The following is a 22,310-nucleotide window of genomic DNA, read 5'->3' as shown; positions in this document are numbered from 1 at the left end:
ATTATTATCTTTGATAATAATATTAATCTAAGTACAGATTTTGAATATCGATACAAACAATATTGAGTTTCAGGATGCTCTGAGCCTAATTCAGTACACATCTCAATCTGTTTTTCTAACAGGAAAAGCCGGTACTGGAAAATCGACCTTCTTAAAATATATTTGTGAAAATACTCGAAAAAAGCATATCGTTTTAGCACCTACGGGAGTAGCAGCTATCAATGCTGGAGGAAGTACTATACACTCTTTTTTTAAGATGCCATTTCGTCCTATATTACCGGACGACCCGGATTTAAGTTTAACAAACGGACGAATCTTTAATTTCTTAAAATATAGAAAAGCTCATCGCAAGTTATTAAAAGAAGTCGAGTTGATTATTATAGATGAGATTTCTATGGTACGTGCCGATATGATAGATTTTATAGATCGGGTACTACGAGTTTTTTCAGGAAATATGAGACTTCCTTTTGGTGGGAAACAATTGCTTTTTGTCGGAGATATTTATCAGTTAGAACCGGTTGTGACATCTGATGCAAAAGAAATACTTGAACGCTTCTATCCAAATGCTTATTTTTTTTCGGCCAGAGTATTCAATGAAATAAAATTGGTTCCTATCGAATTGAAAAAGGTATATCGGCAAACAGATAAATCTTTTGTAGAAATACTCGACAAAATACGAAACAATACGATAACAAATTCTGATTTAAAACAATTGAACAGTCAGTATAATCCTGATTACGAATCTGATGAAAACGTGTTTTCCATTACTCTGGCTACTCGTCGGGATAATGTAGATTATATAAACGAAAAGCATTTGTCAGAACTTACGGGGCAAGAATATGCTTTTATTGGTGAAATACATGGAGATTTTCCAGAAGCAAGCCTTCCGACACAGAAGGAACTGATTCTTAAAGAAAAAGCTCAGATTATTTTTATCAAAAATGATTATGAAAGGCGATGGGTAAATGGTACTATCGGGATTATTTCATCCATTTCTGATGAGGGCATATATGTTTTACTTGAGAATGGAGAAGAGCATCTGGTAGAAAAAGATTCTTGGAGAAATATACGATATACCTATAATGAAGAAAAAAAATGTATAGAAGAAGAAGAGTTAGGGTCTTTTATACAATATCCCATGCGATTAGCATGGGCAATTACAGTACATAAGAGTCAAGGACTGACCTTTAGCCATGTAATAATTGATTTTACGGGTGGGGCATTTGCTGGAGGACAAACGTATGTTGCACTCAGTCGTTGTACATCATTGGATGGTATAGTTTTAAAAAAACAAATTAGTCGTAGCGATATATTCATCAAACCTGAAATTATATCTTTTAGCCGGAAATTTAACGATAAAAAATTAATAGAACAATCTTTAAAATTAGCTCAGGCTGATCGGCTTTATCAGGAAGCGGTCAAATATTTTGACAAAGGAGATTTTGACAATTTTTTAAATGCCTTTTTCGATGCCATTCATTCTCGATACGATTTAGAAAAGCCTGTAATAAAACGCTTCATACGAAGGAAATTGGGAATTATAAATGAGTTGAGGAACAAGAATGGACAACTTGAATCAAAGCTTCATGAACAGGCTCAATCTATGAAAGAATATGCACATGAATATTATTTGTTAGGAAATGAATGTATTACAAAAGCTCATGATGCAAAATCAGCATTAGCAAATTTTGATAAGGCATTGTCTCTCGACCCGTTATTGGTAGATGCCTGGATACGTAAGGGTATAACTCTGATGGATATGAATGATGACTATGAAGCTGCCCGATGTTTTAATGAAGCTGTCAGATTAAGCCCCCGTTATTTTAAAGCATTATATAACCGAGGAAAATTAAGATATAAAATAGGTGATTATGAAACAGCAATATCTGATTTGTTGAAAGCTTCAGATTTAAAGCCTCATAATCCAACAGTACACGACCGCTTGGGAGATGCCTATTCTAAAATTGGAAATATGGAGCAAGCCACACGACAATGGTCGATAGCCGAGACAATAAGAGAACAAAAATCTAAATAATATAAATTATGAATGCACGTGTAAAAAAAGGGCTTAAAATTACAGGGATTGTAGTTTTGTCGTTTTTCATTTTATTATTGATTCTACCTTTTGCTTTTAAAGGAAAAATATTGGGTATTGTAAAGAATGAGGCAAATAAAATGTTAGAGGCCAAACTTGAATTCAGCGATTTGAATTTAAGTTTTATTTCTCATTTTCCCAAAGCAACAATTGGATTGGAAAATCTGTCACTCGTAGGCGTCGGGGATTTCAGTAAAGATACCTTGGTATCGGCGAAAGAAATAGATATTGCTGTAGACATTTTGAGTTTGATAGGCAATGATGGAATAAAAATTCACCATATCATACTCGACAAGCCGGCGATAAGGGCAGTCAAATTACCCGATGGGAGAGTAAATTGGGATATAATGAAATCTGATAGCACGACACAGACTACAGACACGATAACATCTGAACCTTCAAATTTCGCGTTACAACTACAGAAATTTTCCATTAATAGCGGGCGCCTGGCATACGTTGATGACTCCTCGAAAATGCAGTTTAAAACTCAAGATTTAAATCTTAAACTTAGAGGTGATATGACAGTCAAAAGTACCGATATCGATTGCCAGATGACTACTGAAAAAATAAATTTTTTGATATCAGGTGTTCCCTATCTTAGAAATGCTGAATTTGAAATGGACCTGAAATTAAATGCAGATTTCGAAAATAATAAATATACATTTGATGAGAATAGATTAAGATTGAATGCCATAGAAATGAATCTCGACGGATGGCTGACCTTATTGGAAAATGGTATGGATATGGATATATCTGTGAATACTCCCCAAATAAACTTTAAAGACATCTTGTCCTTAATTCCGGGTATTTATCAGAATAATTTCGATGCATTACGAGCTTCCGGAAATTTAGATTTTAAAGCCGAAGCTAAGGGGCTGATGGTCGGAGAATCACTTCCCAAATTTGCAATAGGATTCAATGTGAATAACGGGATGGTCAGCTATGAAGGAATGCCTCAAAAAATAGAACAAATAACCATAAAGACTGCCGTCCAAAATCCCGGTGGCAATGCCGATAAAACGACTGTCAATGTCGAAGATTTCAGTTTCAAAATGGCAGGAAATCCTTTTAAGATAACCTTGTTTGCAGCGACACCTATATCAGACCTAAATTTTAAAGCTACTGCAAATGGTATGCTGAATTTGAACAGTATAAAAGATATATATCCATTAAGTGACTCTATAAAATTAAATGGTATTCTAACAACAAATTTGAATTTCTCTGGTAAAATGTCAGATATCGAGAAGGAAAAATATGAAAATATCAAAGGTGAAGGTAACTTGAAAATAGAGAAAATGAATTTGACAATGAGTGGTTACCCGGCAATTGCTATCCATACAGCTTCTGCGACCGTATCTCCTCAAGCTATGTCTTTAAATCAGTTGGATGTACAAATTGGAGAAAATGATATACATGCCCAAGGTGCATTGTCAAATTATTTATCATATATATTGAGGAACGAAACGCTAAAAGGTAATTTGGTATTGCAATCCAACAAACTAAACCTAAATGACTTCATAACAGATACTGCCTCCGGAGAAAATGAGGTAGCAGAGAATATGGATACAACTGCCATGACAGTATTTGAAGTTCCTGAAAATCTAAATTTATCTTTGAAAGCAAATTTCAAAGAAGTGATTTTTCAAAAAATTGACATTAAGAATTTAACAGGGAATATCACAGTTTCTGACGGAACAGCACGAATGAATCCGCTAAATCTGGATGCTTTTGGAGGAAATGTCTCTGCTGCGGGTTCATATAGTACGAAACAGAATAAAAAAAATCCTCAAGTTGATTTTTCTTTGGATATAAAAAAAGCATCCTTTGAAGAAACATTTAAACAATTGGATATGATACAACAAATTGTACCGATATTTGCAAAAACAGGAGGAAATTACTCTGTAAACGTTGACTTGAAAACACCATTAGATGAAACAATGAGTCCTGTTTTAAATGAGATATGGGCCAAAGGTGTCTTATCATCAAATGATATACATATCCAAAATATTGAAGTCTTCAATCAGTTGGCTACTCTTCTAAAAAATGATAAGCTAAAAAATATCGAAGCCAAAGATATTCGCATACCGTTTACTATTGAAAATGGATTATTGAAGACGTCTCCTTTCGATATCAAGTTGGGAAATATCAACATGAATCTCTCTGGAACTACAGGCTTAGACCAAAGTATCAATTACAATGCAAAAATAGAATTACCATCAAATGTTACTGGGGGATATGTAAATAATGTAACAGCCCAAATTGGAGGTTCATTTACAAAACCTTCGATAAAATTAAATACAAAGGAAATTGCTACAGAAGCTGTAAAAAAAGTAGTTGAAGATAAACTTACCGAAATTACAGGAAAAGACAATTCCGAAAGAATTGCAGCTCTTCGAAAAGAGGCTGATGCTGCTGCCGAGAAATTAGTACAAACGGCCCAAAATGAAGGTCAGAAATTGATAGATAAAGCATCTAAACCCCTTGAAAAAATAGCAGCTCAGGCTGCAGCAAAAAAGTTAGTTTCCGAGGCGGAAAAGCAAGCTGCAAAACTGAGAGAAGAGGCAGAGAAACAAATTCAAAAACTTGAACAGAAATAAATTTGTCATGATAATAATTCGGGATAGGATGTATTTTGTTGTTCTATCCCGTTCTTTTGTTTTTCCTCTCCAGAATTTTTTCAGAATTTCAGCCTATTTTTATTGCCTAAAATAATTGTCATGAAAGTATTGATTATAGAAGATGAACTTAGTTTGCAAGAGACCATGAAGCTTTCGTTGGAAAGAGAAGGGTTTGTTGTGGAAACAGCAGGAAATTATTCCCAAGGTTTACTTAAAATAGAAGACTACAATTATGATTGCATTCTTTTGGATATTATGTTACCCGGAGGCAATGGGTTAATGTTGTTGGAAGAGCTGAAAAGAATGGGGAAAAAAGAGAGTGTAATTATTGTTTCAGCAAAAGATTCTATTGATGATAAAGTCGCTGGATTGAACTTAGGTGCTGATGATTATTTGGCAAAACCTTTCCATCTTGCCGAATTGAATGCACGTGTCAAATCAGTTATACGCCGGAACAAAGCTGGAGGAAGTTTAGAAATTACATTAGGGAATATGGTTGTGTACCCCGATTTGCAAACGGTAAAAATAAATAATAAAGAACTTGTCCTTAATCGGAAAGAATTTTCTTTGCTTTACTATTTTATCACTAATCCCAATCGATTAATAAACAAAATTGCATTAGCAGAATCGGTCTGGGGTGATCATATTGACCAAGCTGATAATTTTGATTTTATATATTCACAGGTAAAAAATTTACGAAAAAAATTGACTTTGTCAGGTGCTTCTGTTGAAATAAAGGCTGTTTACGGATTCGGCTATAAATTGGTTACCGAATAAATATGAGACTATTACATTATACATTATCTCGATTGACAATTATACTTTTTTGTATTTTGTCGGTCTGGGCATTTATCTTTTATCGTTTTATGATAGACGAAATAAACGATGAAACAGATAATATGCTCAGTAATTATAAAGAGCATATACTTCGAAAATTTCTGATACAAGGTGACGATAACAGCATGCAAGAGCAGATAATGGGCTCCTACAAGATCACTCCCATCCCCAAAGATATTGCTAAAGAATATTCAGAAACATATATAGACACAGTAATTTATGTAGATATAGAATCGGAATATGAGCCGGCAAGAGCTTTAAAAACTACATTTATGGGACCAGATGAGCAACACTATGAATTGATCGTATTATCTTCGGTTCTTGAAAAAGAAGATTTGATAGAAACCATCTGGTGGAGTGTGCTTATACTATATATTATACTGCTTATTTCTATCATATGGGTTAGCGAATGGGTTCTGAAACGGAGTATGCAACCATTATACAAACTTTTGCAGTGGTTAAGTAAATACACACTCGGCAGATACTCTTTAGCACAGCCTTTAAATAACGAAACCCGTATCAAGGAATTTTCAGATTTAAACAAATCTATATCTGAAATGACTTTGAGAAACGAAAAAATATATCAATCACAGAAACAATTTATAGGGAATGCATCTCATGAACTACAAACACCTTTAGCTGTATGCATAAATAAGATAGAACTATTATCAGAGATGCCAGAATGTACAGAAAAGCAATTATCTATACTGAACGATATGTATGAAACTTTACAAAGGACTGTTCGTATGAACAAATCTTTATTACTATTATCCCGTATAGAAAATAACCAGTTTCCTGATACAAAAGAAATTTCCATTAATGATAATATAAAGCTATTACTTCAAGATTTCTCTGAAATATACGACGAAAAGGAAATTATTGTAAATATAGAAGAAAAGGGAGTTTTGAAATGGCTAATGAATGAAACTCTAAGTTCTGTTTTATTGTCTAATTTGTTAAAAAATGCGTTTGTTCATACCCCTAAAAAAGGGGAAATCAAAATAATTATTTCATCCAAAAAACTGACTATTGCCAATAATGGCTTTGCTAAACTGGACGAAAACAAAATTTTTTCTCGTTTCTATAAAGATGAAAACAAAAAAGAATCCACAGGGCTAGGATTATCTATTGTATCAACAATAGCTGCATTATACAATTTGAATATAAAATATAGCTTTCATAACGATATGCACCAATTTGAAATTACTTTCCCTAAATAGAGTTGTTTCTTTTTCCAGAATTATTCCAATTTTTGTCTATAATTTTGCCACAAACCTAAAAATGAATATAACAATGAAACGATTTGTTTTTTTACTATTTAGTGTAACATTAATAGTATCTTCCGCATGGGCTGATAGAAAAGATGTCGTAACAGACGACATTAGTAAACTGCCTCCTGCTGCAAGGACTTTTATACAAAAGCATTTTCCTAATATACCTGTTTCTTATCTAAAAATCGAAAAAGAATTTTTTTCAAAAACATACGATGTTATCTTAACAAATGGATATGATTTGGAATTTGATGAAGATGGGGCATGGATAGAAATTGACTGTAATAAAGATTCTGTTCCGGCTGATATCATTCCAAAGAAAATTTACCAATACTATAAAAATAAATTCGCCCAATACAAAATTATAAAAGTAGAAAAAGAAAAAAAGGAATATCAAATAAAACTCTCTTCGGGACTGGAGCTGATATTCAATCTAAAGCAAGAATTCTTACGATTTGATGACTAGTTCAAAATTATTTTCACATAAAGGATCCGATTTCTTTACGAGTCTTTTGGGTCATACATTTCTTTATATTATATCGATATGCCATAACTGCAAATATAAAATAAACAATACATTGAAGCCATAATGTGATATATTCTTGCCTTATATCAGCCATAGAAGCTCCCATAGAATTTATTTTCACGAAAGCTAAGGTTCCGGGAGCTGCCGGTATGATAAAATGTGCAACTTTCCAGTACCAAGGCATAAGTTCAAGAGGGTAGGAGACTCCTGATAAAAATATCAACCCTACAGAAAAAAAGGCTATCATTAGCAATGGCGATTCAGAGTCGGTATAAAATACAGAAGCAGCAAGACCAAAAAAACTGCTTGCAAGTAGATAAGGTATCATCAACATTGTAATTTCATATTTATGCCCTATATTTGGTAAACTAAATAGTACAGGCATTAATCCCAAAAGAAACAAAGAAAAAATAAAATACAGTGAACAATAAACGAAGGTTTTCCCTAAAACTATACGTGATACAGGGAAAAAACTTTTTTCCCGACCGGCATATATCGATAAAGCTCCTGTATTTTTTTCATCACCACTTATCATTCCTATTACCATAAGTAAGGTTTGAAAAATAATAACCATCAATACCGCAGGTATTAGATAACTACCATATCCCTCTGTATGATTATATAATGCTGTTCCAACTACGGAAATAGCTTTGGATTGAGTAATAATTGGGGTATCTTGTTGCGGTAAAAAAACAAGCATTTCAGGCCGATACTTCTCATCTATTGCCATCATAGCCCCGGATGAGGATTCTTGCATAGCCAGATAATAAAGAAAAGCATCAGTGGTCCCATACATTATATAAATAGATTCATTACCTCGATTTACACGTACGTCAAAATCTTCCGGTATATAAATAATACCTATTACTTCCTTTTTTTTCATTAATTCTTTTGCCTCTGGAAAATCAGCTGCATTAGTATACACAGATACTTGTGGGGCGGCATTTATCAAACGGGTGTATTCTCGGCTCAATGCTGTACGTGAATTATCCACCACAGCAATAGGGGCATTTCGTATAAGGTTCGGAGCATACATATAATTATATAAAAATCCGTATACAAAAATACCCCCTATCAATACAAGTAATATAGCATAACTCGTTGCTATAGTACTGAATTCACTTATCATTATCGAGATAATGTCTTGTATCTTGTATTTTATCTTATCTAATATTTTCATATTTATGACTTAAAATAGCTTTCTTGAGATGCGGTAACAATAGTAGTGCTACTAAAATAAAAGCAAATAAAGCTGCCACATTTTGCCATGTATAGGCATATCCATAATCTCCATATAACAAATTTTGATTAATTTCAATAAAATGGCGTACAGGAAATAAAAAGGATAAGTAATAGATAATCGGGAAAAAGAAAGGTGCAGGAAACGTTACCCCCGAAAGTGTCGCACCTAAAGATCCTACCATAGATACAATACTGATTATAATACTTATTGCAGGAAAAAGAGAGAATAGGAAAACGCCTAAAAATTGTGTTGCTATAATGAAAAGTACAGTGGTTAAATTCAATGGCCAAAAACCGCAAGAAAAAGGAATGTGCATTACTCCAAACATCACATAATTTGCGAAAATACCCATTATCACAAATATGGCAGTATAAGGTAATATTTTTCCCAATACAGCAATAACCATGTTTTTTTTTGCACATTCGAGCCAAATGTTTCCAGTTTTGAACTTGATTTCAATACCTATAGAGTAAACAGTAACCAATAAAATTATTACTTGAAACAAAATAAAGAAAAATGGATTACTCAGATAGACAGAATAATCTAAGTCCGGATTATACAGAGGATGACTTTGTGTATTGATGGGAACTAAAAAACTTTCTATTAAACTTTCATTAATTCCCAAAGCTGTTGCTTCTACTACAATTGGAGATAAAGACAAGGTTTGTAATACCGTCTCAAAGGCACCTCTGACTTCACTCCCTACACTCAATAATGCATAATGATAATAATAAGAGAGAGTAGCCCCATTTCCATTCAATAAGTTATCTTCAAAATTGGGAGGAATAACCAGATACCCATAAATTTGTTTTTTTTGTGTCGCATTTCTTGCCGAGATATCATCGATATAATATTCGGTTACTTTGAATGTGGGGACAGCAGAAACTGTACGTATTACACTTCTTGATGTTGCTGTTTGGTCATAATCAACGACTCCGACAGGAATATTTTCCATTTGTCCAGACCCAAATATTGTCGCCATGAAAAATATACTGAACAGAGGTAAAACAATACAGGCTCCAAAATACAATTTTCGAGATATCATCCGTATCCATTCACGCTTCAATACAGAAATAAAAGCACTATCTTTTATGGACCTATTCATTTTTTTGTTCATTGAGATTTACCAGTACAGACATACCCGGTCGCAATCCTTCAATAACAGGCTCTGGAACAGCATGTATTTCAAATGTTCGTAAATCGTAACTTCCGGTTTGTTTTGTAGACCGCCAAGTTGCATAACTTCCTAAAGGACTGATATAATTAATTTTGAATTTTATACTTTCTCCACCCAGAGCTGGAACACTACCATTGAATACACCATTCATCTTAAAATGAGGAAGAAGGTCTTCCCGTACATTCAATACAACATATGCATCATCCAAGACAACCAGACTCATTATAGGCATTCCGGCGCCTACCAGTTCACCTCGTTTAGGATATATGTTCGATATTTGTCCATTGTCAGGGGCCGTCAATCGTGCATCCTGAAGTAAAGCCTGAACCTCATTGACCGAACCTTTTGCTGCATTTACCAAAGAACGGGCACTTTCTCTATCCTGGATTTGAGCACCATCTACAGCCAATTGATATTGTTGATAAGCAGCCCTCTCACCGGCAAGAGCAGCTTTATATAAAGCTTCAACCTCATCCTTTCGCTGAGAAGTAATAACACTATCCTTATATAAAGAAAGTATTCGGTTATATGTAGTCTGGGCCAATTGCAAATCAGATTTGGCTTTATTCCATAGTTGAAGCATAGATTCCACTATTTGTTTGCGAGTTCCCTCATCTATTTTTTGATTTTGAAATTTTGCAATGCTTTCAAAAGCATTTACCTGTTCAAATTTTGCAAGGGCTTCAGGGCTATTTATAATCACTAAAGTATCTCCTATTTTTACATTTTGGCCTTCTTTCACCAAAAATGTATCAATCCGGCCAGGTAATTTCCCTGATATACGGATTTCTGTAGTTTCAATTTGACCTTGCAAAATAGTAGGCTTATCTTCAAGCAAAAGAATGCCAACAACAGATATAATAATAACAGCAATCAATATTATAATGAAAGCTATCGCTAAATATTTTCTTGTCTTATCCATATAAGTATATTATTTACAATAAAAAATCAAGGTTCAAATATGTAGTGCTCCGACTTGCCGTCAAGACTATACTGATGAAAAGAATCGGGAATGCCACATGTAGATAATAAATTGATTAATGCTACATCATATTGATAATAAGCTAATAAAGATGCTATCTGTACTTTAGATAACATAACTTCGGCATCAATAACTTCTGTAGATGTCGCCATGCCTTCAGTAAATGATTTTTTTCGTATTCTGACCAATTCTTTACTCATCTCTATTGTTGTATTCAATGCTGATACATTTTCCAAAGCATTTTGCAATTGATTATAAAACTTATCTAAAGCGACAGACAAGTCATCTATAGCCTTATCTTTTCCTAAAGCAAGAGCCTGTTTCGTTATTTTCGCTTGTTTAATTTTTTTTTCTCTATCCAAGCCGTCAAATAAGTTCCAGCTAAATCCGACACCTACCATTGTTCGAGGCAGAAGATTTTTTTCTATACCATGTGCATAAAAAGTATGCTTACCAAATAATGCTATATTAGGAATATAGCCGGTTCGACCTATTTTCAATTCATTATTTGCAATATTTTCTTGAAATCGGAGCTGGTTGACTATATAATTGTTTCCCTCAATTAAGCTTTTAAAATATAACACGGATGGCAGAGTATCATTTATAAATAAAGATGACACCGGTAATATATTAGTGTCAGAGTCTATCTTTATCAAAGTTTTCAATGCATTTTGTGCAACGTTGAGCTCTTTTTTTGCCGATTCCAACTCTCTTTTTGCCTCATCCATATTCACTTGTACAAACAATCTTTCAGCTTTATTTATCATGCCGTTGGCTTCCAATTTCAAAGCATCTTGAAAATGTTTTTGAAGTGACTTATAAGTTTCTTCTCTAACATCTACAATTCTCTGTCCCAGACGAAGTCCATAATAGTTTTCAACAAGTAAAATTTGCATATTTGCGCTGACCTGCTCTTTATTTACTTCTGCAATAGAAATCATGGCTTTACCTATTTTACCTGCGTAGATTCTTTTTCCTCCTGTAAAAATAGGCCATGTAATATTTGCATCAATGGTTGTTAAATCTTTAGGAGCCAGAGGAAAGGAGAGGGAATAAGCTCCTATTTTATCTAATATAGATGAAATAATCTGATCGTTGGGTATAATAGTATGGACGAAATCTTTTGCAGGCTCAGTAAATTGACTCAATGGTTCCTTGACTTCAACTTTGTTTGACATATGTACATAGGCGCCTGTTGCACTCAGGTTTGGATACCAAAGAGCATTTAATCGTTCATGTTCGTTTTTGGCAAGGTCGACTCCCTTATTTGCGATTTTTAAGCTTTGATTTTTTTCTTGAAGCATTTGTATTGACTGCTCAAATGTCAATTCCATATAATTACTCTGGGCCCAGAGAGTGACTTTGGAAAACAACAACAGATACAAAACAGATACAAAAATATTCCTGAACATATATATTTATTGTTATAAATTTTGTTTCTGATTTATAACGGGATATATAGACCTATTGTTCGCAGAAATTTCATTAAGTAACTCTTTATTCTAAAAACTAACTACCATTTATAAATGTTATATAGTCCATTATAAAGAAATAATTTCAATTTCTTTTTTTAAAGAAAAATATTCCAAAATCTTTTCAGAATTACTTCTTTATTTTGTAATCAAATTAAAATAAATAATAACCACTAAAAATTAGAATTATGAAAAAGTTGATTTTATTATTGGTATGTGTCCTTTCTATTCAAGTAACAATGGCAGATAATGACAAGCCTATTAGTTTTGCTCAATTACCTCAGACAGCTCAAAAATTTGTAAAGCAACATTTTCCAAAAGCAAAAATTGCACTTACCAAAATGGAAACAGAGCTATTTGACAAATCCTATGATGTAGTATTTACAAATGGGGATAAATTGGAATTCAATAAGAAAGGCGAATGGACAGAAGTAAATTGCAAATTCTCATCCGTTCCTGTCAAAGTTCTTCCTGCACAAATAAAAAAATATGTAGAAGAAAACTATCCTGAAGCAAAAGTCCTCAGTATTGAAAGAGACAATTACGATTATGAAGTGAAATTATCTAATTTCTGGGAAATTAAATTTGATTTGAATTTTAATGTGATTGATTTAGATAATGACCGAGATTAATACATTGAATCTCAAAGTCTATAACCAAAGGGGTACCACTTTACATTTTTTAAGCGGTACCCCTTTGGTTATCAGAATCCATATCAATATAAATTATTTTTTAAGTTGTAAAACTTTTTTAATTATTTCAATATGTTTAAGGGTTTGTCGAATCTGGCAAAGATATTTACTTTAAGGAGATAAAAGAATATAAAAAAAGTTTCATAAATTCAACAATTTATGGAACTTTTTATTTATTGTTTAACTAATACAGCGGAAAGACAGGTTTTTGAACCTATAACTCTAACCGCCTGTATTTTAGCTACTTCTTGTTCAATGCTTCATTAAGGTAACGAAACAGTAACGATTTTCAATCGCTTTTTTGTCCGACTTTGACCGTTGTCTGCCTGCGTAACTTTCAGGTGCAAAGATACAAGTTTATTTTGAAATGAACAAGTAGTTGATAATAAATATTCTGGGGTTAGTGCAAGGTGCAAGCCATATATATAGATATATGCTTGCACCTTGCACTAAAAATCACTGTGTTGCAAATGATTGAAATAAAATCCGTATCTTCGTGTCCTATTAAAAACAAAGGTGTATGATAACAAACCGGGAAGAAATCATTGACAGGGCATTCGGGGTATTTGTCAGGATGAACTATGAGAAGGCAAGCATCATCACGCTTGCCAGAGCCTGCGGACTGACCAAGACGGGCATCGTCTATTATTTTCCGCACAAGCTGGACTTGTTCATGGCTGTGGTGGACAAGTATGTGCTGCAAATACACAAGCCGGACAACAAGTTTGCCGCTCCCGCCGATACGTTGGCGGAATTTATCGGGCAATACGTGGCGGGAGTAGCCGCTTCCATGAAAAGGATTCTCGAACTGATTGGCGATAACCACAGCCCGCATGATTGCAGCCTTAATTCCTATTACTTCCATTTTCTCTCGCAAGTGCGCATGTACTATCCGGACATCAAGCAAAAAATCGAGCGGATTTTCCAACTGGACTATGAACTTTGGGAGAAAGTCATACAGAAAGCGAAGGAAAGCGGAGAAATCGGGAGCGACACGGACGTGAAGAAAGCGGCAGCCCTGTTCCGGCAGATGTTTCTCGGACTGTCCTACGAACAGGCGTTCCTGAACGGTCTGGACGTGGACGAACTGGAGAAAAACTTCCGCTATATCTATTCCCTGCTTAAAGCCTGACGCCGTTTAGTCTTTTTAACTTCCATATTTTGAACGATTGTTCAAAATATACCGTTTTTTCACTACCTTTGAAGCCATGAAGCAAAATTCGACGACATGGACAAGGCTCAGAGGCAAAGAGGAAGCATCGTTCTTCACAAGGAAGAAAAGGATGGTGTGGATTATGTCCGGATAGAGTATGCAGGAAACGGGGCAATCCCCCTGCTGCTCGCCCAGGATACAGGCGTGGAAATGACCGGCAAGGATTCCGCTTGCATGGCGGCTGCTGTTTTCAAGCTGTCGGATTTCTACGACCGCTATTCTCCCCATGCCTATATTGATTACAGCCGGGTATATGTGCGGCATCCCAGACCCAAGAGGGAATACACGCTGCCGGAAGGCTATCTGGAACTACTGGAACAGAAACGCTACAGCCCATCCACCATAAAGACCTACCGGGCTTATTTCAGCGACTTCGTGGAGTACCACAAAGGGCGCAACATCGACCGCCTGAAAGTGGCGGACATCAACAGGTACATTCTTTATCTTGTAAACGAAAAGAAAATTTCTGTTTCACAGCAGAATATGCGCATCAACGCCATCAAGTTCTACTACGAGCAGGTGAAAGGCGGGAAACGGCAGTATTACGGCGGCATCACACGAGCCAAAGAATACAAGACCGTCCCGGAAGTATTGAGCAAGAACGAGATAAAACGCATCCTCGACCAACTGTCCAACATCAAGCATCACTGCATGATTTCCTTGGTTTATTCAGCCGGATTGCGGCGTAGTGAATTGCTGAACCTCACACCAAAAGACATCAACAGCGAAATGATGTCCGTGCGTATCATGGGCAAGGGCAAGAAATGCCGCTACTCGCTGCTTTCGCCCAAGCTGCTGGAAGAGCTGCGGCGGTACTTCCGTGAATACCGACCGAAGAAATGGCTGTTTGAGGGCGAAACGCCCGGAGAACCATACTCGGCAAGCGCATTGGTGAAAGTGCTGAAAGAAGCCGCACAACGTGCGGGCATCAAGCACCGAGTGCATGTACACATGCTCCGCCACTCGTTTGCCACCCACCTTTTGGAACAAGGGACAGACTTGCACACGATACAGGAACTGTTGGGACACAACGACATAAAGACTACAGCCATATATCTTCATACATCGAATGCACACAAAGCTAAAATCCCAAATCCGCTTGATTCGCTGGATGATTCGTAGGGTGCGGCTATTAGAGATTAGGAAACACACCTGCCAGGTGTCGGTTATCGAAATATCCTATACCTACAGGTGTATTTATAAACAAATTAGTAACAACATTGTTATGAGAAAAGAAGTTGAACAATTAGCTTTAATGGGTGCTATGCCCAATGAAACAGACGAACGAATAACGGCTGAATTAATTTATGAATATGAAGACTTATTATGCAAGATAGTTAAGCCTATCACTTGGGATGAAGCACATATTTTAATCAAGCTCTTTCCGCCGACTGCTTTATATGGAATAGAATGGACATTGTTACATTTAATAGAGTCTGTGTATTCAGAAATAAATTCTCTTGAATACAGAGAACTTATAAATGAATGTAATAGTACAGAGTTTAAGGAAATGCTTGTTCAACGTCTTAATAACTCACAACAGAAAAAAGTTACTAACAAAGCGTGATAACGCTTGACAGCGTTCCCCGCTATCCCATTAGCAACAATCAAATCATTATCGTTATTATGGAAATAGAAAGAATACTTAAAACAAGAGAAAACGCAATATACTACGGCATTTGTGAATACCAAAAAGAATGTTTTAGTTGGGTTGGTGGAAATGCCCCAACGTACTTTGATGATAAGAATATATTGAATAATGAAAATTTCTATTTTTATCTGACATTTCAAAACCCCTTAAACCCAAACAAGCAAATATCAATTTTCACTCCGGAATTTGATGTTGCTTTGGAATATAATACATATCCCGATTGCAAATTGTTGTTGTTTGAACATGAATTAAGTAGTCAAAGCAAGAGTGATAGATATAAACATCCCGAAATAGATGAAATTTACTCAATATACGAGATGAGTATAGAAAAAGATATGCCAGAAAAAGATTGCGCAATCAAATTTGGTGGTAACGTAATGCCTATTCAATGGGGGTTAGATAATGATAGTAAAGTGACTAAAGATGGAAATAGTTTTATTTTTCAAATCAACGAAATCTGCATAAAGGATATTTCCGTTTTCATGGATGGCTGTATATATGTTTATGGAAGAATTGAAGGTAATAATGTCATAAATCCATTTGTGGCATATTGGGAATATTCCTAATAACGATAAATTGAAAAGTTATTATAAATCGGTTGCTAACAACGAAAGATAGCATCTGACGATGCCCCTTTCTAACCATTAATAATAATTGAGCGCATGAAAACAGTTATATCATTACTTTTTTTATTGTTGCCCCTAATGCAAAGTTGCGGGTTCGTATATGAACGTCATCTTACTGGGAACTATTATTTGATAGCGGTAGATACCAAAGAAGATATGGATGTGTGTTATCACCAACAAAACGATGATGATGCGCCTTATACGGGAATAACCGGAGCAAGTGTTTACGCAGTGGGATATGACAATGATTTTATTCTTGTCAAGGCATATCGTGCTTTGAGGGACAGCATAGGAATTTCCTTACCCCGTTATGATAAGAATACAACCGAATATTACATCATTCCCGTAAATAACACACAAGAAGCATGGGAAGCACAAGAAAACAAATTCGGGGCATTCAGTAAAAAGGACTTTGAAGTTAAACGGAAAGAATTGGGAGTGTCGGATGATATAACTTTCAAGAGGCTATAAATATATTATTAACAAGAAAAGATAACGTCTTACGCCGTTCCTTTTCAAACCATTAGATATAAAGACATGAGAATATTTGTATTATATAGTTTGCTCCTTTTCCCACTTTGCTGTGTTATAGCGAAAAACGGCTATGTGGAACAAAATCCAGCCAAGTATAGTTCTTTGACTGAACAAGATACCCTTTATATAGAAACAGAAGAAACAGAATTTGAAATTCTATATAGGCTGTGTTTTAATCAACAAGGCAAAAAGCGTGTTGTTTTTGAGTTAGAAGCGGTAGATGATAGCAGTATTGACTTCATGCAAAGCTATACAATCAATGGAGTGGGAAAGTTTGCTTGCTTTGCCGTGTATGATAATGTAGCGGATGGGAATCGTTTTTTATTCTTTGATTATGAAAGCCAAATTGTTTACATAACGCCTACTTGCTTTTCCGGTTTCTATCCGATATACAGTTCTGTGGACTTTTCAAAAGCGGAAGTCTTGTTGCGAAATGAGCATTCCCATTTGAAGCAGCTAAGTGATACGTTAAGTATTGATAGCAAGGTGGATTATGTGCCATTTAACTGTAATAATCAAATTATAAAGGCAACTTTTGTTCCATGCTCCCAAGTGGGAAAGGACAATAAATATCTAACAACGAAAGATAGCATCTGACGATGCTCCTTTCTAACCATTAGCATCAACATAACTAAAAACAATAAAATATGAAAGCGACTGAAATAATTTTTAATGAAAATCTTGAAATGTATGTGTCATTAAAAGATTTGAGTGATGAGGTTTGTATCACATTATCAGATGGTTTGTTTGCATCCGAAGAAGAACTGACAGATGAATATAAAGAAAAGATTGCCACATTTGTCAATAACCTGTCAGAATGGTATAGTCTGGCTTGTAGTGCGGTTATAGCATGGGCTAAAGATACCTATAAAATTGAAGCATGTATGCAGGATATTGAATTGACACATATTTTCGTCTTGTTTGAACAGAACGCAGAGGAATTGTTTGGACTGGAATTTAGAGTTGAATTTGATATTGAGCATGGTTGTGGCATTAAGATAAGGATTAATGATGGCAAATATGATATTGTTGAAGTTGGAACGGGAGATGTCGCTTTCTGCTGATAGTTAAATATGATGCTAACAACGCAGGATAACGGACAAGCCGTTCCCTGCTAACCATTAGTGATAACAGCATAATTTACAAATTCAAAATATATAGGTATATGATTGTATGTGCAATAACTATTATACTCATAGCGATTTTACTCTCGCTATTCTTGTTTAGGAAAAAAAAGTACAGTATCGGAAAGAAAATAATATTGATAGTATGCTTTTCGATAGGCATGTATATTTTGTTCAGTATCATTATGCTGCTATATTTCTTCTTAGGTGATTTCTCCGCAGAAGAATTATGGTAAAAATATCACTAACAACGCAGGGTAACGGCAAGCCGTTCCCTGCTGAACCATTAATAATAATTGAGCACATGAAAACAGTTATATCATTACTCCTTTTATTGTTGCCCCTAATGCAAAGTTGCGAGTTTATATATGAACGGCATCTTACAGGGAACTATTATTTGATAGCGGTAGATACCAAAGAAGATATGGATGTGTGTTATCACCGACAAAACGATAATGATGCGCCTTATATGGGAATAACCGGAGCGAGTGTTTACGCAGTGGGATATGACGATGATTTTATTCTGGTCAAGGCATATCGTGCTTTGAAGGACAGCATGGGCATATCCATGCAGCGTTATGACAAGAATACGACCGAATATTACATCATTCCCGTAAATAACGCGCAAGAAGCATGGGAAGCGCAAGAAAACAAATTCGGGGCTTTCAGTAAAACGGATTTTGAAGTCAAACGGAAAGAACTGGGAGTGTCGGATGATATAACTTTTAAGGAGCTATAAATGTATTATTAACGAGAAAAGATAACGTCTTACGCCGTTCCTTGTCAAACCATTAGGCATAAATAAATACAATACTTGAGTTTATGGATTTTCTAATATGTATGAATAATTTTCCGTGGAATAGATTTGCTACGGCATATGAAAATAATTCCAAACAGCTAAAGGATTGCTTTATCAAAATGTATGAAGGTAAAGCGGATGAACAAGATTATCAATATGCCATAGATAGACTTGAGCATCAAGCGACTTTATATAGAGTTAGTCCTTGGGGGTTAAAATTCTATTTTTACTTATTATCAACCAATAAAGCAAACAACAGCAATATATTACAACATATCAATGTTATTGTAGAAGCTGCCATGTTTCATAAACAAGAAGATTCTAAGCCATCAAAAAAAGACTTAGAAAAATATGAGAAACTCAAATCCATACTTCTTGATTCAGATTTTGACGGCAACCTTGATAATGAAACTCTTAAAACATTAAAAACAATTGATTGCCAATTTATCTACCTAAGTATTATGGATTTAATAGGACAGAATATTCAATTGTTGGAAAGTTTTATTCAAAATAAGGATGTATCAGTAGCAGAAAGAGCTTCAAAACTGTTGGAACATATCCGTAATCCAAAGTTATGCTGTGTTCGAGAAGAAGAAACGTTGAATGTCCAGTCCAAAGTACTTGTCGTCAATGAAATGTCTTTTACTCCCTTAAATAATAATGGTATTAGTATGCTATATTGTATAACTGATGAAGGATATTATAAAATCACAAAGGGTGAGATGGATGAAAAGGTTTATATGGAATTAAATGATCCTTCAAATGGAGAATATTTTGATACAGATTTTTTTGAATATAATATATCAAACGGTAGTTTATCTATTTATGTAAATGAGAACAGACCTTGGAATGCTGGTATATATCAACATATCAAACTATTGTTTTCTCCACTTGAACAAAACGATTTTAACGAATTAAAATTGACGATAGAAAATCTGTTACTTGATATAACAGTGAGAAAATTATTACTCGATATATAATATGCCTAACAAGCCAAGTCAGCTGCTGAACGCAGCTCCTTGTCAAACCATTAACGACAATAATTATTGCAATTATGAATACAGAAGAACTTTATATTTGGCGATATGATAGATAAACTGCCTAAAGGATTATTGGAGTATGGCAAATCTGATGTTTGTGATATTTACGATGAAAGTAAAAGGCAGAAGTTTCAGAATCTCGGACAATGGATGTGGCAAAATAATGATGGATGGCGTGAGAATTTACCTCCCGTCTTATACCTTGTATGCAACAAGAAACCAGGAATCTTACAATTTGATTTTCTTGATAAAAGCAGTATACAACTAAAAATCGTATCGGAAGAGTTTTTGTCTTTACTTCAAGAAAATGGGTTCGTTGATAAATATGATATTGCTACCGTCAAGGTAGTAAACAAGAAAAACGAATCTCTAACGGATAAAAAATACTATGCTCTACGTATAAATCATTTTGACAATGATTCTTTTCATTTCGGAAAAGGCATAACATATCAGAGTGACTTACAGAAAGAAAGAGGTACTTGTTTTACAGTATATCCTGACATGAAACTGAAAGACAATTCAATCAAACAAAATTTCTTTATTTTGGGTAGCATAGAATATAGAGATGGTATAATATTCCGAGAAAGAGTTTTGGATAAAGTGTTGAATCTGTATAAACCTGAAATTTACAAATTATCAGACTACTCCAAACTATGGATAGATAAAGGTTTTTATCCATATGGGAATGAATTTATGATTAAATAAAATCGTTAATAAGGTCAAGCCGACAGCTTAACGCTGTCCTTCACCAACCATTACCAATTTTTTACGATGAAGACGAAGTTAAAATACCCGATATTCAGTTTTTCCACCAAAGGCAACATGATATACGTGTTCCGCACGGAGAAATTGTACACAACGACCAATACCGAGTTGTTAAAGAAGCGGAAAAACTATATCGTAGTGGATGCAACGGGGACGAAATATGTTGAAACGGGGGCGCATAAAGTGAAATGGCAAGGGATATTCGGGTATTTTACCGGAATGCAGGGGCGTGTGATTTCCATTGAATACGAGTACAAGGACAACCCCGAACCGTTCCCGCTGCAAAAGCTGCAAGAACTGATAACGGAGCGATACCCCAAGACACGGTGGTTCAAGGAAGAAAGCTGGGAAAGCGTGGACGAGTTCCGGCAGGCGATTTTCGCCTGCAAGACCTTTGAGGAAGTGGCGGACATACTGATGCCACGACCGCAGACAGCAGGTGAACGCATAAAAAAATGGTTTCATCCCACCCGGAAAGAACTCAAATTCAGGATAGGCTTCATCGTATTTCTCATCCTATACCTGTTGGCGTGTTACTGGATATTTGGCTTGGAATCGTATAACAAGGTGGGATGCATCATTTTTTATTAATTACCGATAACGACTAAAGTTATAGATATGAAGCGTCTACAATTCATAACAATGGTGTGCATACTTTATGTAACCGCAAGTTGTACAACGCAAAAGCCTGTATATAGAGAACGGCTTGAAGAAGCAAAAGGATATGCCCTTTATGCTTGTATCGCACACATGAACAAGTTTGTTGATAGTACGTCAGTTATCAACAAAGATTATTCCGGCGAATATTTTGTTCAATTAAGCAGCTTATCGCCGGAAGAAATCATTACAATTAAGAATTATGTAGATAAAGAATGTATGAATTACTGGAGTGTATCTCAAAATCCAGAAGGTAATATGATTGCATATTCATCATGGAAATTCTATAAGTCCAAAGAATTAGATAACTTTATTCGTAAGACATTAAGAAAAAATACCGGTAACGACGAAAGATAGCATCTGACGATGCTCCTTTCTGTCCATTAATAGTAATATGAGTATGACAAAAATAGAATTGAACCCCTTAAAGGGAATACATATCGCAGAAGTTGGAACAATAGAATTTGGAATGACAGCTAACGAAGTAAAAGAGGTTTTAGGACAACCAGAACAAGAAGATGATTTCCAATTATTCTATTATTCTGAAGAACTTCGTTTGGATTTCAATTCTCAAAAATGTTTAGAGTTTATTGAAATTATATCAGGTCCATATCCCAAAGCTATTAAGCCAATATTATATGCTGTCAATCCTTTTGAGTTATTGGCAAATGAATTAGTGGATTTGCTGATACAAAAGAACGGCTCTGATATTGACTATTCAGAAGCTCCCGAATGTTATGCTTTCAGAAATATTTCTGTTGGCATATTCCGAGAGGTTTCAGAAGAAACGATACGACAAAGCATAAAGGAAGCTAAGGAAAATGGAACATATGAAGATGAAAAGATATGGCTTTTAGATGATTTGGAGAAAAGTAAACATTTTTGGACTATCGGCATAGGTCTGAAAGACTACTATAAGTAATTTACTATTAACAAGCCGGGATAACGGACTAACGCCGTTCCCCGCCAAGCCATTAGTCACAATTTG

22 protein-coding genes and 1 pseudogene are annotated in these 22,310 nt (G+C 35.1%); 19 read left to right on the top strand and 4 right to left on the bottom strand.

All coding sequences use genetic code 11. The features are described from left to right. Positions 1–40: 40 nt before the first annotated feature. From BN2628_RS05050 to BN2628_RS05030, 5 genes are all read left to right on the top strand, one after another. Entirely contained in the window at positions 41–2,035 is a 1,995-nt protein-coding gene (locus tag BN2628_RS05050; protein ID WP_044230688.1) for a tetratricopeptide repeat protein, read from the top strand. A gap of 8 nt (positions 2,036–2,043) precedes the next feature. Continuing rightward, a complete protein-coding gene (locus BN2628_RS05045) occupies positions 2,044–4,692 on the top strand; it encodes an AsmA-like C-terminal region-containing protein (protein ID WP_074024014.1) in 2,649 nt (882 codons plus the stop codon). A 120-nt stretch (positions 4,693–4,812) separates the two neighbouring features. Continuing rightward, positions 4,813–5,490 carry a response regulator transcription factor gene (locus BN2628_RS05040; protein ID WP_044230686.1) on the top strand — a complete coding sequence of 226 codons (678 nt, stop codon included), beginning with the start codon at positions 4,813–4,815 and terminating at the stop codon, positions 5,488–5,490. A gap of 2 nt (positions 5,491–5,492) precedes the next feature. Then, on the top strand, positions 5,493–6,770 hold the full coding sequence (locus BN2628_RS05035; protein WP_044230685.1) for a sensor histidine kinase: 1,278 nt from the start codon (positions 5,493–5,495) through the stop codon (positions 6,768–6,770). 73 nt (positions 6,771–6,843) lie between these two features. Then, positions 6,844–7,287: a PepSY-like domain-containing protein gene (locus BN2628_RS05030; RefSeq protein WP_044230732.1), complete on the top strand. Its 444-nt coding sequence runs from the start codon at positions 6,844–6,846 to the stop codon at positions 7,285–7,287. Positions 7,288–7,300: 13 nt separating this feature from the next. Here BN2628_RS05030 and BN2628_RS05025 read toward each other — a convergent pair whose 3' ends face one another. From BN2628_RS05025 to BN2628_RS05010, 4 genes are read right to left on the bottom strand one after another with little or no spacing between them, the layout of a single operon-like run. After that, entirely contained in the window at positions 7,301–8,527 is a 1,227-nt protein-coding gene (locus BN2628_RS05025) for an ABC transporter permease (RefSeq protein WP_044230684.1), read from the bottom strand. Then, positions 8,511–9,695: an ABC transporter permease gene (locus BN2628_RS05020; RefSeq protein WP_082002326.1), complete on the bottom strand. Its 1,185-nt coding sequence runs from the start codon at positions 9,693–9,695 to the stop codon at positions 8,511–8,513. The genes BN2628_RS05025 and BN2628_RS05020 overlap by 17 nt, the downstream gene beginning before the upstream one ends. Then, positions 9,688–10,689 (bottom strand): HlyD family secretion protein, encoded by a 1,002-nt coding sequence (locus tag BN2628_RS05015; RefSeq protein ID WP_044230682.1) that lies wholly within the window; start codon positions 10,687–10,689, stop codon positions 9,688–9,690. Before BN2628_RS05015 ends, BN2628_RS05020 begins: the two co-directional genes overlap by 8 nt. A gap of 26 nt (positions 10,690–10,715) precedes the next feature. Continuing rightward, positions 10,716–12,161, bottom strand: coding sequence for a TolC family protein (locus tag BN2628_RS05010; RefSeq protein WP_044230681.1), 1,446 nt, complete (start codon positions 12,159–12,161; stop codon positions 10,716–10,718). Positions 12,162–12,409: 248 nt separating this feature from the next. Between BN2628_RS05010 and BN2628_RS05005 the strand changes: the two genes are divergently transcribed. From BN2628_RS05005 to BN2628_RS04940, 14 genes and pseudogenes are all read left to right on the top strand, one after another. After that, a complete protein-coding gene (locus BN2628_RS05005) occupies positions 12,410–12,853 on the top strand; it encodes a PepSY-like domain-containing protein (protein ID WP_044230680.1) in 444 nt (147 codons plus the stop codon). Positions 12,854–13,433: 580 nt separating this feature from the next. Beyond that, entirely contained in the window at positions 13,434–14,045 is a 612-nt protein-coding gene (locus BN2628_RS05000) for a TetR/AcrR family transcriptional regulator (RefSeq protein WP_055096353.1), read from the top strand. Positions 14,046–14,141: 96 nt separating this feature from the next. Then, a complete protein-coding gene (locus BN2628_RS04995) occupies positions 14,142–15,248 on the top strand; it encodes a tyrosine-type recombinase/integrase (RefSeq protein WP_044230678.1) in 1,107 nt (368 codons plus the stop codon). A gap of 103 nt (positions 15,249–15,351) precedes the next feature. Then, the gene (locus BN2628_RS04990) at positions 15,352–15,693 is read left to right on the top strand and encodes a hypothetical protein (protein WP_013616518.1); all 342 of its coding nucleotides are present in this window, start codon (positions 15,352–15,354) and stop codon (positions 15,691–15,693) included. Positions 15,694–15,752: 59 nt separating this feature from the next. After that, on the top strand, positions 15,753–16,343 hold the full coding sequence (locus BN2628_RS04985) for a hypothetical protein (RefSeq protein WP_055096351.1): 591 nt from the start codon (positions 15,753–15,755) through the stop codon (positions 16,341–16,343). A 96-nt stretch (positions 16,344–16,439) separates the two neighbouring features. Next, positions 16,440–16,874, top strand: coding sequence for a DUF3997 domain-containing protein (locus BN2628_RS04980; protein ID WP_013616530.1), 435 nt, complete (start codon positions 16,440–16,442; stop codon positions 16,872–16,874). Positions 16,875–16,940: 66 nt separating this feature from the next. After that, on the top strand, positions 16,941–17,534 hold the full coding sequence (locus BN2628_RS04975) for a hypothetical protein (protein WP_044230677.1): 594 nt from the start codon (positions 16,941–16,943) through the stop codon (positions 17,532–17,534). Between the two features lie 50 nt (positions 17,535–17,584). After that, positions 17,585–18,001 carry a hypothetical protein gene (locus BN2628_RS04970; RefSeq protein ID WP_044230676.1) on the top strand — a complete coding sequence of 139 codons (417 nt, stop codon included), beginning with the start codon at positions 17,585–17,587 and terminating at the stop codon, positions 17,999–18,001. Positions 18,002–18,365: 364 nt separating this feature from the next. Then, positions 18,366–18,800 (top strand): DUF3997 domain-containing protein, encoded by a 435-nt coding sequence (locus BN2628_RS04965; protein ID WP_044230731.1) that lies wholly within the window; start codon positions 18,366–18,368, stop codon positions 18,798–18,800. A gap of 83 nt (positions 18,801–18,883) precedes the next feature. Beyond that, a complete protein-coding gene (locus BN2628_RS17500) occupies positions 18,884–19,840 on the top strand; it encodes a hypothetical protein (RefSeq protein WP_257606400.1) in 957 nt (318 codons plus the stop codon). Positions 19,841–19,914: 74 nt separating this feature from the next. Further along, positions 19,915–20,605, top strand: a pseudogene (locus BN2628_RS04955) (Imm43 family immunity protein). A gap of 66 nt (positions 20,606–20,671) precedes the next feature. Further along, on the top strand, positions 20,672–21,256 hold the full coding sequence (locus BN2628_RS04950) for a hypothetical protein (protein ID WP_044230518.1): 585 nt from the start codon (positions 20,672–20,674) through the stop codon (positions 21,254–21,256). Positions 21,257–21,283: 27 nt separating this feature from the next. Next, complete coding sequence (locus tag BN2628_RS04945; RefSeq protein ID WP_013619058.1) at positions 21,284–21,679, top strand: hypothetical protein; 396 nt, start codon at positions 21,284–21,286, stop codon at positions 21,677–21,679. Positions 21,680–21,722: 43 nt separating this feature from the next. Then, on the top strand, positions 21,723–22,244 hold the full coding sequence (locus tag BN2628_RS04940) for a hypothetical protein (RefSeq protein ID WP_013619062.1): 522 nt from the start codon (positions 21,723–21,725) through the stop codon (positions 22,242–22,244). Positions 22,245–22,310: the final 66 nt, after the last annotated feature.

The sequence above is a fragment of the Gabonia massiliensis genome (assembly GCF_001403595.1).
Taxonomy (GTDB): domain Bacteria; phylum Bacteroidota; class Bacteroidia; order Bacteroidales; family Coprobacteraceae; genus Coprobacter; species Coprobacter secundus.
Note: the sequence above shows the minus strand (reverse complement) of the source record. Positions and strands in the feature narration are given on the sequence as shown.

Excerpts from the sequence above, each read along its gene's own strand:
- BN2628_RS05045 (WP_074024014.1), top strand. The coding sequence starts at position 2,044 with ATGAATGCACGTGTAAAAAAAGGGCTTAAAATTACAGGGATTGTAGTT.
- BN2628_RS05040 (WP_044230686.1), top strand. The coding sequence starts at position 4,813 with ATGAAAGTATTGATTATAGAAGATGAACTTAGTTTGCAAGAGACCATG.
- BN2628_RS05035 (WP_044230685.1), top strand. The coding sequence starts at position 5,493 with ATGAGACTATTACATTATACATTATCTCGATTGACAATTATACTTTTT.
- BN2628_RS05030 (WP_044230732.1), top strand. The coding sequence starts at position 6,844 with ATGAAACGATTTGTTTTTTTACTATTTAGTGTAACATTAATAGTATCT.
- BN2628_RS05025 (WP_044230684.1), bottom strand. The coding sequence starts at position 8,527 with ATGAAAATATTAGATAAGATAAAATACAAGATACAAGACATTATCTCG.
- BN2628_RS05020 (WP_082002326.1), bottom strand. The coding sequence starts at position 9,695 with ATGAATAGGTCCATAAAAGATAGTGCTTTTATTTCTGTATTGAAGCGT.
- BN2628_RS05015 (WP_044230682.1), bottom strand. The coding sequence starts at position 10,689 with ATGGATAAGACAAGAAAATATTTAGCGATAGCTTTCATTATAATATTG.
- BN2628_RS05010 (WP_044230681.1), bottom strand. The coding sequence starts at position 12,161 with ATGTTCAGGAATATTTTTGTATCTGTTTTGTATCTGTTGTTGTTTTCC.
- BN2628_RS05005 (WP_044230680.1), top strand. The coding sequence starts at position 12,410 with ATGAAAAAGTTGATTTTATTATTGGTATGTGTCCTTTCTATTCAAGTA.
- BN2628_RS05000 (WP_055096353.1), top strand. The coding sequence starts at position 13,434 with ATGATAACAAACCGGGAAGAAATCATTGACAGGGCATTCGGGGTATTT.
- BN2628_RS04995 (WP_044230678.1), top strand. The coding sequence starts at position 14,142 with ATGGACAAGGCTCAGAGGCAAAGAGGAAGCATCGTTCTTCACAAGGAA.
- BN2628_RS04990 (WP_013616518.1), top strand. The coding sequence starts at position 15,352 with ATGAGAAAAGAAGTTGAACAATTAGCTTTAATGGGTGCTATGCCCAAT.
- BN2628_RS04985 (WP_055096351.1), top strand. The coding sequence starts at position 15,753 with ATGGAAATAGAAAGAATACTTAAAACAAGAGAAAACGCAATATACTAC.
- BN2628_RS04980 (WP_013616530.1), top strand. The coding sequence starts at position 16,440 with ATGAAAACAGTTATATCATTACTTTTTTTATTGTTGCCCCTAATGCAA.
- BN2628_RS04975 (WP_044230677.1), top strand. The coding sequence starts at position 16,941 with ATGAGAATATTTGTATTATATAGTTTGCTCCTTTTCCCACTTTGCTGT.
- BN2628_RS04970 (WP_044230676.1), top strand. The coding sequence starts at position 17,585 with ATGAAAGCGACTGAAATAATTTTTAATGAAAATCTTGAAATGTATGTG.
- BN2628_RS04965 (WP_044230731.1), top strand. The coding sequence starts at position 18,366 with ATGAAAACAGTTATATCATTACTCCTTTTATTGTTGCCCCTAATGCAA.
- BN2628_RS17500 (WP_257606400.1), top strand. The coding sequence starts at position 18,884 with ATGGATTTTCTAATATGTATGAATAATTTTCCGTGGAATAGATTTGCT.
- BN2628_RS04950 (WP_044230518.1), top strand. The coding sequence starts at position 20,672 with ATGAAGACGAAGTTAAAATACCCGATATTCAGTTTTTCCACCAAAGGC.
- BN2628_RS04945 (WP_013619058.1), top strand. The coding sequence starts at position 21,284 with ATGAAGCGTCTACAATTCATAACAATGGTGTGCATACTTTATGTAACC.
- BN2628_RS04940 (WP_013619062.1), top strand. The coding sequence starts at position 21,723 with ATGACAAAAATAGAATTGAACCCCTTAAAGGGAATACATATCGCAGAA.